This window comes from Synechococcales cyanobacterium T60_A2020_003 (assembly GCA_015272205.1).
Classification (GTDB): Bacteria; Cyanobacteriota; Cyanobacteriia; order RECH01; family RECH01; genus JACYMB01.
Genome location: JACYMB010000311.1, coordinates 1 through 13,292, shown reverse-complemented (window position 1 = coordinate 13,292; position 13,292 = coordinate 1). Strand labels below are relative to the sequence as shown.

The 13,292-nt window shown below is 52.7% G+C and carries 9 protein-coding genes and 1 pseudogene; 7 read left to right on the top strand and 3 right to left on the bottom strand.

The annotated features are described in order from the left end of the window. Both IGR76_15460 and IGR76_15455 read left to right on the top strand, forming a co-directional pair. Positions 1–1,825: DNA gyrase subunit A (locus IGR76_15460; protein MBF2079870.1), on the top strand; the 1,825-nt coding region annotated here is incomplete at its 5' end. A gap of 48 nt (positions 1,826–1,873) precedes the next feature. Further along, positions 1,874–2,719 (top strand): M28 family peptidase, encoded by an 846-nt coding sequence (locus tag IGR76_15455; GenBank protein MBF2079869.1) that lies wholly within the window; start codon positions 1,874–1,876, stop codon positions 2,717–2,719. Between the two features lie 37 nt (positions 2,720–2,756). Here the strand turns inward: IGR76_15455 and IGR76_15450 are convergent, their stop codons facing one another. After that, a complete protein-coding gene (locus IGR76_15450; protein ID MBF2079868.1) occupies positions 2,757–5,534 on the bottom strand; it encodes a GAF domain-containing protein in 2,778 nt (925 codons plus the stop codon). A gap of 502 nt (positions 5,535–6,036) precedes the next feature. On the opposite strand from IGR76_15450, the gene IGR76_15445 reads away from it, so the two are divergent. From IGR76_15445 to IGR76_15435, 3 genes and pseudogenes are all read left to right on the top strand, one after another. Then, positions 6,037–7,179 (top strand): quinone-dependent dihydroorotate dehydrogenase, encoded by a 1,143-nt coding sequence (locus IGR76_15445; GenBank protein ID MBF2079867.1) that lies wholly within the window; start codon positions 6,037–6,039, stop codon positions 7,177–7,179. A 96-nt stretch (positions 7,180–7,275) separates the two neighbouring features. Next, positions 7,276–7,731: a DUF3531 family protein gene (locus IGR76_15440; protein ID MBF2079866.1), complete on the top strand. Its 456-nt coding sequence runs from the start codon at positions 7,276–7,278 to the stop codon at positions 7,729–7,731. Between the two features lie 1,134 nt (positions 7,732–8,865). Further along, a pseudogene (locus IGR76_15435) lies at positions 8,866–9,864 on the top strand (catalase-peroxidase). 263 nt (positions 9,865–10,127) lie between these two features. Here IGR76_15435 and IGR76_15430 read toward each other — a convergent pair. Beyond that, positions 10,128–10,517 (bottom strand): hypothetical protein, encoded by a 390-nt coding sequence (locus IGR76_15430; GenBank protein ID MBF2079865.1) that lies wholly within the window; start codon positions 10,515–10,517, stop codon positions 10,128–10,130. Between the two features lie 182 nt (positions 10,518–10,699). Continuing rightward, a complete protein-coding gene (locus IGR76_15425; GenBank protein ID MBF2079864.1) occupies positions 10,700–11,290 on the bottom strand; it encodes a 2OG-Fe(II) oxygenase in 591 nt (196 codons plus the stop codon). A 128-nt stretch (positions 11,291–11,418) separates the two neighbouring features. On the opposite strand from IGR76_15425, the gene queA reads away from it, so the two are divergent. Continuing rightward, the gene (gene queA / locus IGR76_15420) at positions 11,419–12,594 is read left to right on the top strand and encodes a tRNA preQ1(34) S-adenosylmethionine ribosyltransferase-isomerase QueA (GenBank protein MBF2079863.1); all 1,176 of its coding nucleotides are present in this window, start codon (positions 11,419–11,421) and stop codon (positions 12,592–12,594) included. A 204-nt stretch (positions 12,595–12,798) separates the two neighbouring features. Then, positions 12,799–12,960 (top strand): hypothetical protein, encoded by a 162-nt coding sequence (locus IGR76_15415; GenBank protein ID MBF2079862.1) that lies wholly within the window; start codon positions 12,799–12,801, stop codon positions 12,958–12,960. The last annotated feature ends 332 nt before the right edge of the window (positions 12,961–13,292 follow it).

Genomic DNA, 13,292 nt, shown 5'->3' with positions numbered 1-13,292 from the left:
GGTTGAAACCATTGAGCACCGAGGTCGTCCGTCCCGTGATGCGATCATAATTACCGAGTTACCCTACCAGACCAACAAGGCGGCGCTGATTGAAAAAATCGCTGAAATGGTGAATGAGCGTCGTCTGGAAGGCATTTCCGATATTCGCGATGAGAGCGATCGCGACGGCATGCGGATCGTGATTGAGCTAAAGCGAGATGCCTATCCGCGCGTGGTGCTCAATAACCTCTACAAGCAAACGCCGCTGCAAACCAACTTTGGCGTCAATATGCTGGCGTTGGTGAATGGGGAACCCCAACTTTTAGGGATCAAACCTTTCCTAGAAGTCTTCATTGACTTCCGGGTGGAAACAATTACCCGCCGCACCCGCTACTACCTGCGGAAAGCCGAGGAGCGGGATCACCTGTTGCAAGGTTTACTGATTGCCCTGGATAACTTGGATGCGATTATTGACTTAATTCGCGGTGCCGCCGATGCCCCCACGGCGAAGCAAGAGTTGATCAGTTCCTACAATCTTTCAGAGCAGCAAGCGGACGCTATTTTGCAAATGCAGCTCCGCCGACTCACGGCTCTAGAAGCGGAGAAAATTCTGCAAGAGCATGAAGATTTGCAGGCGAGGATCCACGACTATCAGGATATTCTGGCGCGGCGAGAGCGGATTTTAGAGATTATTGAGACGGAGCTGAACGAGATTCGGGCGTCTCAGGCCGATCCGCGTCGAACCGTGATTGAGCAGGTTGCCGATGAGCTAGACGATATTGATTTGATTGCCAACGAACAGGCGATCATTCTGCTAACGGAGCAAGGCTACATTAAGCGGATGCCTGTGAATACCTTTGAGGCTCAGAGTCGGGCTACGCGGGGCAAAGCCGGAACTCGGATGAAGGAAGACGACGGGGTGGAGCATTTCCTGAGCTGCTGCGATCATGACAGCGTTCTGTTCTTTAGCGATCGCGGCGTGGCCTACTGTGTGAGAGCCTATCAAATTCCGATGGGTTCGCGAACCTCGCGCGGTATTCCGATTGTGCAACTGCTCCCCATTCCCCACGAGGAACGGATCACCTCGATGGTTCCGGTCACGGAATTCTCGGCGGATGAATACCTGGTGATGCTGACCCAAGGCGGATACATCAAGAAAACGGAGCTGGCAGCCTTCAGCAATATTCGCTCGAATGGACTGATTGCCATTTCCCTCAACGAAGGCGATCAGTTGCGTTGGGTGCGGCGTGCCCGTGCCGAAGATAGCGTGATCATTGGCACACGGAAGGGAATGACCATTCATTTCCGCACTGATCATGATCAGCTCCGTCCGTTGGGGCGTCCTACCCGGGGGGTACGGGCAATGAGCCTCCGAAACGGTGATGAGCTGATTAGTATGGATATCTTGCCGAGTCAGGTGGTTGCGGCAATGGCAGAGATCAATGACGACGATGCGGATACCGATGATGAGCTTTCCGTGGAGGACTCCTGCGGCGTACAAGGGCCGTGGGCACTGGTGATCACGACGGGTGGACTGGGTAAGCGAGTGCCTGTATCGCAGTTCCGATTACAAAATCGTGCGGGTATGGGACTTCGGGCGATCAAGTTTCGCTTGAAAAACGATGAATTGGCCGCACTTCGAATTGTGAATGAAGGCGATGAGCTGATGATTGTCACTAGTCGCGGCATTATCATCCGTCAGTCTGTGGATGCGATTACCTGCCAATCGCGGGCGGCGACGGGAGTGCGGGTGCAGCGGTTGGATAGTGAGGATGCAATTGTGGCGGTTGCTTTGGTTCCGCCTGCGGCAGAAGGGGAGGAGGCTGAGGCTGAAGCTGAGGAGTAACGTTTGGGGCGATCGCCCTTACCTAAACTACGCCAAAGTCCTCCCACCATGACGATTTCGAAGGATGCCCTGTACCACCATGTCAGCCAAGTTGCCCGGGAACGCGACCCGTTTTTGGCGACCGCAGGGCATTTTTTTGTGAAAGAGTACGTGCGATCGCACCTCAGCCAGTATGGAACCGTGGAGGTGCATGAATTTAGCCGTCAGACGAAGGGACAAATTCATGAAAATCTCATTCTGAAACTGCCGGGACAGAGCAATACTAAAGCCCCGATCTTGATTGGGGCACACTATGATGCTGTGCCCGGATCGCCCGGAGCCGACGACAACGCAACGGGGGTTGCTGCCCTGTTGGAGTTAGCCCACTGGTTTTCCCAGCAGCCTGCCCGTCATCCGGTGCATTTGGTGGCGTTTGATTTGGAAGAATTCGGGCTGATGGGGAGTACAGCCTACGCGACGATGCTGAGATCGCACCGTCAACCCTTACGGCTGATGCTGTCCCTGGAAATGTTGGGCTATTGCAGCGATCGCCCCAACTCTCAGCGCTATCCCCCCGGACTGAAATACCTCTACCCGACCACCGGAAACTTCATTGGTCTAATTGGCAATTGGTCAACCCTGCTGGATTTAAGGCACTTGAAACGGGCAATCAAATCCGTGGGGGTTCCCTGTGAGTGGCTCCCGGCAGGACAGCGGGGCAAACTCATTCCCGACACCCGCCGCAGTGACCATGCGCCCTTTTGGGATCAGGGCTACCGTGCCGTGATGGTGACCGATACCGCAAACCTTCGCAATCCCCACTACCACCAGCCCAGCGATCGCCTTGAGACCATCAATTTTGAGTTCTTGACGGGGGTGTGCCAGGGGCTAGCAAACGGGATCGCCACGTTGTAGGCAAGAGGTCGGGGAATGGGCGATCGCCCTACAGATACTACAGCTCATTATCAGAGATGGGAATCGTCAAGCGACTGAGCGCTCGTCCGTCCTCCAAAATGTACAGGTTAAACTCGCATCCCATCAGCTTCATTAACGATTGGCAAATGGCAAGATGGAGACCGGGCGGACGATCCAGCGTTGAAGGTGCTAAGAGATCCAGCGGTTGCCCCAGGTATAATTCTTCAACGAGTCGGGGTTCCAAAACGCCATGATCGGTAATCGATAGCTCCAGCCAGTTCGCATCCAGGGGACGACACCACACATCCAACCGTCCGTTATTGGGCGATCGCCGACAGGCAAAGGCCAACACCTCGTATAGCACAAATTCAAGTTTGGGAATGTCACCCCCAATAATCAGCGCTTCCTCGTTATGGACCTGGGACCAAATTTGACGCTGCTTAATCAGGGGATCGACCCGCTCCAGCGCCCGACGCAGCAAACTCGCGAGGGGAATGGTGGTTTGTTCGATTTGTAGTGCCCACTGCTCCTGCTTCAGAATCGGTACCAGCGTCGAAAGAATTTCCCCAAGCTGACGTACCGTTTGCTGATAGCGCATACCGCTGGGGGCATCCTTCTGCTGAAGCATGTCGTTTAGGCGCTTGACGTTGTTACCCAGCATTCGGTAAATTTCTTTCAACCGCCGCTGTTTGTACCAGTTAAGCCGTTCCAACTCACTACGCCGAATCGAAAGCCGCTGCACAAGCTGCATGTACCGCCGCACCCACGCCAATTGATTCACCAAAATCGAAAAGGTGTTGAGATAGCGCTCCGGCCAATATCGCTCGGCGCGATCGCCCAAAATGAGAACCCCCGTCGGTTCGTACTCATCAGTGGTGCGGAGTGCCATTCCAATGACTTGGCCAATCCCCGAACCGTTTAACCATGTGAGGGTTTCGGTGGCTAACTCATCCCGGTTCATTGGGAGGAGTCCATCCGTTTGTAATACCCACTGCATCAGGGGATCGGTGTAGACTCCAATGGCGCGATCGGTATTGAGCGTGAACTTATTGTTACTAATGGAACTCGCCGAAATTCGCGCCGTTTTCTGTCCCGGCTCCCAAGTCACTAATGCCACTAGCGGCACCTGCATCACATTGGCGAGATTTTGCACCGCAGACATCTCTAACTGCGTCGGATCGCTAATTTTCTGCATCGCATGGAGTCCCCATTGCAGCGTGTCGGACATCTTTTGTTGATGATCCGTCTGACGCTGCAACTGCCACTGATGCAAAATCAGCCCAATTTGCTGACTCACGACGCGTAGCACATCGCGTTCGGGACGATTCCAGGTCCGTGTGGATTCATGGCCCAGAACAACCACCCCCTCTAACGGTTTAGCGGGTGCCGTGCTGCACACCAGCAGAGATTGCAAGTTCGCGCTGAGTAGCGGCTCTCGCCACGCCATCAGTTTTAAGTCATCCGCTAGATTTTCAATTCCTACAGCCTCGGTGCTACGTTCTAGCATTTGCCAGTCCACCTGGTTGAGCCGATCTAAGCTAGGGGGCAAGGCTTTCCGACCCGCAGGATGATGCTGATAGCACAGCTCAAAATTTTCCTGATCTTCGTCATATAACAAAACCAAGAAACGCTCGACCTTGAGATGCTGGCACACGTGTTCGGCACATCCCTTCAGGGTTGCATTCCAGTCATCACTGTTGAAAATGGCACGTGAGATTTCCGAAGACAGCGCTTGATCCAACTTGATTTGCTGGATCGTGTCCTCCATCGTTTCTAGGGGAGCCGTGAGCGCAATCAGTTGCCCTGCACTCCGCACATAGTTTTTTTCCAGATCTGTCCAAATTTTACCTTCGTTGCCCTCCACACTGAGGAAACCTAGAAGCTGATCCTGATACAAAATGGGGGCAGCGAGGAGCGATCGCGCCTGGATGATCTGCATGAGCTTAACGGTCATATCGGCCTTGAGGGAACTTTTTGCCTCACCCACGGCCACCACCTGATCCGCTACCAGGGATTGATAAAAACTCCGCACATCCTCCACGGGAATATCAGCAACGGGAGCGGCTTCTACAGTCAACCGCCCTCCTTTCTGACGGCTGACACGCCGCTGAAAGCATCGACGGTGGGGATCAAACCAGTAGATGCTCGTGCGATCAAGCTCAATAAATCCCTGGGTTTCCTCGACGACAGCTTCTATGCGCTGTTGCAAGTGCGGCAACTGTCGCAACCGATTCAGCAAATTAAACAGAGGCTCTGATGGATTTTTGACCTGTTGGCGATGCTGCTCCTCTTCGATGCGGTATAGCGCCGCTGCCAACTCACCCAGCAGCATCGATAGTCGTGCCTTTTCCTCTGATTGGGGCGTTACCCCCCACACCTGCGACCCAAACACCGCTACCCCCATACACTGGTTGCGATATCGAATCGGGAAAATGATGGTACCTTGGATGTTGAGCTTTTGGGCAATCTCCCGCCACTGCCCTGCACGAGGTTCTTCCCGCAAGTCTGGGGCTCCCACGGGACGTTGCTGGATCACAACCTGCTCCATGATGTCTCCAGGTTGGAGTTCGAGCGCTTTATTCAGTAGGGGAACTGGGCTGTCATTCGGGGTAATGCCCGCCGCTCCAATTAACGCATGTTGAAATCGGTCGTAGAGTCCAAGCCACTGAAAGGGATAGTGGAAATTGGACTTGAGGTACGACAGCGCAACAGCAACGAGCCCTGTCGTCGTTTCTTCTTCACGAATCGTTTGGAGGGTTCGTCCTAGTGCGACTAAATGCTTTTCACTGATGGATGTATCTCGAGGTGAGCCCATAGGATCAACAGTTGCCCAATCCAGATGGTAAGCAGAATAAGAGTAAGAAAGCTGAAATGAAGGGGGTAAAAGGCGAAGGGAAATAGCTAGGGTCAGTTTGCTGTGTCTATCAATGCGTCTATGTCCCTACAGTTAAATCAGCCAAGGTTAGGACATTTTAGGCTTGAAGGGTGAACTCCTGGGGGTAGGGTGTAAGCATCCGGTGGCAAGGTTGGGCGTAGCCGCTTTACTTGCGCTCGGAGAACTGGAGATTCCAGCCGGGTACTAAGGAGATCAACAAAAATACGGCACATTATGATTGTGTTGGAGCAGATCGCATGGCTTTCTGCCCCGCAGCTTTCTATGATCTCCCACCCTTCAGAATGCCCAATCTATGGAATTTATAAACATCTGGTAAAGTGTACCGGATATTCTGAAATCATGCCTGAGGATTATTCTCCAAATTGGAGGGGCGATCGCCCATAAAACTGACGTCAGCACACTGGGACTGGAACATTAGGGTATGGATCTTTATAAAGCGGGTATTCGTCCACTGCTATTTTCGGGACTTAAAGCCGATCCGGAGTGGCTCCATGAGCGATCGATGGAAATCCTGGACTGGTTGGGGAGTCCGACTCCGGCGTCCTGGGATGCGCGAGGTTGGGTGCGGCAGCAGCTTCAGGCATCGCTATGCGTCCAGTACGATAATTTAGTTCAACAGCAGTGGGGGCTTACATTCCAGAATCCCATCGGGATTGCCGCCGGGTTTGATAAAGATGGCATGGGTGTAGGCGTGTGGCAGGATTTTGGGTTTGGGTTTGCGGAACTGGGAACCGTGACCCTGCACCCCCAGCCTGGAAACCCTCGTCCGCGATTGTTTCGGCTGTTGAGCGATCGCGCCGCCCTGAACCGCATGGGATTCAACAATAGCGGGGCAGCGGCTCTGGCAGAGCGGTTACGTCCTTACCGAGAGGCGGATCTGATCCAGCTTCCCATCGGTATTAACTTAGGAAAATCCAAAATTACGCCCTTAGATGATGCGGCGGATGATTACCTGGGCAGCTTCCGATTACTCAAAGACCTGGGCGATTATTTTGTGGTGAACGTATCCTCACCGAATACGCCAGGGTTGCGATCGCTCCAGGCGGCGGATCAACTGGGTCGTATTCTAGAAGCGTTGCAAACCGAGAACACCGGACAGGTGCCGCTGTTGGTCAAAATTGCCCCAGATTTGGACTGGGAGGCGATCGCCGATGTCGTCCGTCTTGCCCAGGACTACCAGCTTGCCGGAATGATTGCCACAAACACCACGATCAGTCGCGAAGGACTGAAAACGCGCATCATCGAAGCAACGGGCAATCCGGTTGAAGCGGAGGCGGGAGGTATCAGTGGTGCCCCTGTGCGCGATCGCTCAACCGAAGTCATTCGGTTCATCTGGGCAGAAACCCGTGGAACGCTACCGATTATCGGCGTTGGGGGAGTGTTTACGGCTGAAGATGCCTGGGACAAAATCACTGCCGGAGCCTGCTTGGTGCAAACCTATACCGGATGGATCTACGAAGGGCTAGGCATGGTGCGCCGCCTTCTAGATGGACTTGCCCAACGGCTTACGGAGCAAGGCTTCACCCATATTTCGGAGGCTATTGGCATTGCCCATTCCGATTGAGAGAGGTTGAGCGCAAATGGGTGCGGTAGGATTGAATAGCTCTAAAATGCCTCCGCATTCGGAGCAATCCTTTGTGTACCCAAGGACGTTAGACGGATGATCGTCGAGTTTCGTGAATGTGACTTTTTCAATCTCTGGATCTGGATAGAACTCAGCAGTGTGCCGTCCACAATGGAGCAGCAGTACCTAGAGGAAGTCTTTGACTCCTGGTTTTTTCTGGGAAAATTGGGCGGATTTAATGCCGAAAATCTCCAGGTGCAGGATACGGGATTAGATATTAACTACATGCCCTACGACGAGGAACAGGCGGATAACTCGTTTATGGCGCTCATGCACAACATGGGCGAGTTTGAGTATGAAGGACTGTGGGCACGGTGTTGGTTTGATCTGGGTACGACGGACGCGATCGCCCTCGACATTTTGATCAACACGCTGAAGCAATTCAGCAAAGACTATGTCACTATCGAGCGGCTAATTATCGGCGGGGTCAATAGCGATTGGCCTGTTCCGGAGTCGCAGATGACCATTTATGATCAAGAACCGGAACCTTAAGATTGGTGCCTAATCAACGTCTGAGATGAGTTCTGGGCGCAGGGATGAAACGCCTGCGTGGGGGTACTGCCCACGCCCCCTTCCCTATCTCTTTCACGTCTATACAAATAATTAAACATAAACCCCAAAAGCCCTGTGCCGCCCGCTATATAGGCAGTGCAGGGCGAAATCCGGTTTTTAATTTCGTTGAGCTACTTAGTAATACGTATCCGTTATGAGTGTGAATAATTCTAAAGAGCGTATCCGGGACTATAGCTGAATCAAGTACAATTGAATCCAATAATAAGTAGAGAGTCCTAACTAAACGTAGCTCTGGAACCTAGAAAGCTCGGTATACCGTTCTCAGGACATCGTTTAATTCAGGTTACCCACTTACAAAGATTATGCCTGATTAAAATGAACGTTAAGAGTGTAGCGAGAAGCTTACTCTTTTCAGAATAATTAGACTTTGAAGTTTTGGCTCGGATTCTAAATGAGTATCTCAAAGTTGACCTTCAGTAATCAGGGAATAGTGTGGTGTAAAGACTGAAATAGAAGCAAACAGAAATAGTTCGCAAATCTCCTTTAAAGTACAAGGGATTTCTATGAATGCTCAAGAACTCCTGCAGCGTTACGCCGCAGGTGAGCGGGATTTTGACACGAGAGAAAACGGGAGCTTTTCCGCCCCGTCGCTAAAGCGACGGGGCGGAAAAGCGACTCGTGCGGCTTTAGCCGCAATATAATACAGATAACTCAGTAGAGCCAACCATCTACGCGATGAATTGCTCCTAGTACGGAGAGACCCCGGCAACCGAAAGCGCGATATTGCATTGCGGCTCCGAGTTGCAGTAAAGGCAGGACGATGAGCATACCGAATTGGCATGGTGATAGAAGCTGCGAACGGTGATTGAAAAAGTAAAGGGAAGCCTTTGGGCGACCTGTAGAGGCGTAATTGACTTCGCCTATGAGTCCGATCATCGGAAAGTTCTGAAATCCCTACGGGAATCCCCGCCGCTTCAGCGCGGGGAGTAGTCAATGAGGCGTTCAAGAGCCTCGACTATGCAGCGCTGAAGGCAGACCTCTTTGAGCTGGTGACCAATTCTCAGGACTGGTGGCCCGCCGATTACGGCCACTATGGGCCGCTCCTGATCCGCTGCCAAAGCGTGGTTTAAACTGACCCACCGCGACATGGGGCCGCGATCGCGCTACCTTGGCCCGGAGGTTCCCCAGGAGGAGTTTCTATGGCAAGATCCCATCCCCGCCGTCGATCATGACTTGATTGATCAGCAGGACATTGCAGCTCTCAAGGCCAAAATCCTAGCGTCGGGATTGTCGATTTCCCAACTGGTCTCCACGGCCTGGGCGTCGGCGTCCACGTTCCGGGGGGCTGACATGCGCGGTGGAGCCAACGGAGCGCGCATTCGGCTCGCACCCCAAAAGGATTGGGAAGTCAATCAGCCAGCCCAATTGGCTACGGTGCTGCAAACGCTGGAGGGTATCCAAAACGAGTTCAACCGTTCCCAGGCTGGTGGTAGACGGGTTTCCCTGGCTCACCTAATCGTGCTGGGTGGCTGTGTCGGGGTTGAGCAAGCGGCGAAGAATGCTGGATACAACGTGACGGTTCCCTTTAAGCCGGGACGCGCAGATGCAACCCAGGAGCAAACGGATGCAGAGTCCTTCGCCTACCTTGAACCGAAGGCCGACGGGTTCCGCAATTACCTCAAAGAGGGGCTGACCCCATCGGCTGAGGAACTGCTGGTGGATCGGGCGCAGTTGCTAACGCTGACGGCTCCTGAAATGACGGCACTCGTCGGTGGCCTGCACGTCCTGGGGGCAAACTATGGAGGGTCTAAGCACGGGGTCTTTACCCAGCGACCCGAGACGTTGACCAATGACTTCTTCATGAAACTGCTCGATCTGGGCACGACGTGGAAGGCGACCTCTGAGGCTCAAGATACGTTTGAGGGGCGCGATCGCCAAACGGGCGAACTTAAGTGGACAGGCACTCGGGTGGATCTCATCTTTGGTTCGAATTCGCAGCTCCGCGCCCTTGCAGAAGTCTATGGCTGTAGCGATTCCCAGAAGAAGTTTGTGCATGACTTCGTGGCAACCTGGGACAAAGTGATGAACCTCGATTGCTTTGACCTTGCCTAGACCCAGCGCAACGTCTGCGAGAGATCTCAGGCCTCATAAGTCAGGATGTACGCCCTGCGGGCGGCGTCCTGATTTTTTTGGATTTTGCGCAGATTTTACTCGCACAAATCCCCAACTAGGTAAGCCCTATCGGTATAGTCACAAATCCATCAGTCAAACCTATATTGAGGGGTCGCGAAGCCACTCCTCCAAACGGGGTCTATATCCTAACCTACCTGGCGACCGCGATACATCAGCGGCAGAGAGCAAAGTCCCCTATCTTGCTACGCCAAAGTCTCAGGACAGTAGCCTAAGCCTTGCACAAACTGCTTGCGGAATTCCTCAATTTCGTACCGATCGGGGCTACCGTGAGATACCACAGCAACTTGATACCGACGCATGACTTCTACTGGGGATTGCCCGGTTTCCAGTCCCCACAGCGCCATTTTGACCCGAATATCGGGTTCAAGAGAAATGCCCAACTCGCTCAGAAATGCTCGAAAATCACCGTCCTGCTGAGGCGTAGGGTAATCATCAAGCTTAACTTTTACGATCCAACCATCAATTTGGTGAATGACAGTCATAAATCGCACTGGGAGCCATGAGGTTCGCTGCAAGTACTCAACTACCCTCAGAACCAGACTGGCATTTGCTAAATAGTAAAGATAGTCCATGATGAATTGCTCCCGCCAACGCCATAGTTCCCAAATCAGGTTCCTTTCTATATTTATGGTAAGAGAATGCACGTTAAGCTACATGGGGGTAGTACGCGATCTCGTATAGGGAACCTTACCCAAATCTCAGCTTGCCCTGAGGGGAAGACGCTTTTTTCTATAGGGATGGTGAGCGATCGCCCTTAGCGAACACGCACCCTGGACTCGATCGCAAAGGTGGGAATTTTAGCCAGTTCGGCTTCGGTTAAGGCGTATTGCTCGCAGACAAGGCTGAGGCGGGTGCCCGGACTGGTCATTGCTGTAACGGAATGGGTGAGATTGCCTTGAAACCGAATTAAGGTATTGATCCTGGGGGTAATCTGTCCGACCTGGCGGCGATGATCTCTCAGGATTAGGGTTCCACCCGATAGGTTAGGAGGAAGCTCGACATACAGGACGCTAACCCATGCAGGTGGATCCACTGTTTTGTCATAGGACTGCAGCGATCGATCAATGTGGGGATCGACGCGAGACCCTTGCTGGAGTGGCAGCGGATTGAGATAAAAGGCATTGCAATCTGCTTGGAGGGCATGATCAAGGTAGGGAAAAAATGGAAACTGGCGATCGACGGTAGGCAGTCCCTGGCACGTAAAGACAATGGAAAATCCCTTGGTGCCTACGAAATCTCGATTGAGATTATTGGTAGAAAAGTACGGGCAGGCTTGAATCTTGCGGAGAAGCTGGGTGAGATAGGTGGGCGGGAATGCGTCGGTCTGTTGATAAAAGTAGGGCATGAACAGTGATCAAAACTAATTCAGAACGAATTGGTATACCAACGATTAGAGATCTCGAATGAAGGGTACTCCAATCCACAGTAAAGTAAAAATCTGGGAATATGCTTGCTTCATTTCATCTAGCCACCATGAATTCTTCTATCCCCGATCGCCCATCTCTACAATCCGAACTATCCGCTGCTACGGAAACACCGAACGAAGAGCGATCGCCTGAACTCCCGCCCGCCCCGACGACTCCAGCAGACGATGATCGCACCCTAAGCGCCTACGATTATCACCTGCCCCCAGAGCGCATCGCCCAAAATCCGGCTGTGCCCCGCGATAGTAGCCGATTGCTAGCCGTTACGACTCGGACGGACATTCAACACCGCATTTTTCGTGACCTCCCAGAGTTGCTGAATCCAGGAGATTTGCTAGTCCTGAACAATACGCGCGTAATTCCGGCACGGCTGTATGGGCGTAAGGGGGGGCAAACGCCTGTGGAAGTGTTGCTGCTAGAAGAACAAGCCCGCGATCGCTGGTTAGCCCTCGTGAAACCCGGACGCCGACTCAAGCCTAGGGCACAAATCCAGTTTCCATCCGAGGGTGAGCCGATCCTGATGGCAGACGTCATTGCTACTGATGAGGCTACTAGAGGGCGCATTCTTCAGTTTCATCTTCCGGACACCGCATCCCTGATTCCGTACCTAGACCAACTAGGCCAAATTCCCCTCCCCCCCTACATCACCGAATCTGAGGCGGATGCAGAGCAGTATCAAACGGTGTACAGCGATCGCCCTGGAGCCGTCGCCGCTCCTACGGCAGGATTGCATTTTACCCCAGAGTTATTGGAGCGGTTGTGCGATCGCGGCATTGAGCAAGCCTTCGTGACGCTTCACGTCGGGGTGGGCACGTTTCGTCCCGTGGAGGTAGAAGACATTACCATGCACCAAATGCACGGCGAGTGGATCGATGTTCCCCAAGAAACCGTCAAAAAAGTACAAGAGACTCGGCAACGGGGGGGGCGGGTGATTGCGGTGGGCACCACCGCCGTGCGATCCCTGGAAGGCGCATCCCCCACGGGAGAACTTGAACCCTTTGTAGGCAAAACGAATCTCTTTATCTATCCGGGCTATCAATGGCACACGGTGGATGGACTGATCACGAATTTTCATCTCCCAAAGTCTAGTTTAATGATGCTGGTCAGTGCGCTGATTGGGCGCGATCGCCTGCTGGCGTTATATCAAGAGGCGATCGCCCAAAACTATCGATTCTATTCGTTTGGCGATGCGATGCTGATTTTGCCGGAAGCACGACGGTACTAACGTCATGTAGTGCTACTGTTCATCTACCGATCATCGACCGACATAGAACACTTACATTGGGCGATCGCGATCGCGAATGATGCACTACAGTTTCAGTAGATTTCCTGCGCGAATCGTTGCGTGGCAAGGCCATACAACGATTTGTGTCCTCCAAATAGGATTCATCCAGGAGATTTCGCGAACTATCCAGGTAAAGGTGGCATCATGTCTCGTTTCAAGCGAAACCTAGCAATCTTTATTGGCATTGATCGTTACAACAACGGTATCTCTCCGTTAGGAACTACCGTTACCGATGCAACGGCGATCGCACTCTTTGCGACAGTAATGCATCCAACTCTGCACAGTCTATTGCTCGAGAGCAACTGATTTACCTAATCCCCTTAAAGCCCTCGAACGGAAACGCATCTGCATCTCCACTCAGAAACACAGTGGGTAGTGCACCTGAAGCTCCTCAACTCTTTAGTGCTAGCAGAACTCTGGCTAAAGTTCGATCTGATATCGTTCCTCTTCTCGACGGTATGTCCAAACCTCAGCTATCTGAGGTCATCCTATCTCTAGGTGTTTCGCCTGAAGCTTCCCTCCAAGAGGAGAGTGATTCATTTGTAAATTAGTGTGGATGAGGAGTCAACATGTTTCACACCAAGGCACTGGTCTTCTAGTTCGTGATGTCTGTGAAGCCTCGTAATGTCAGGAATTCC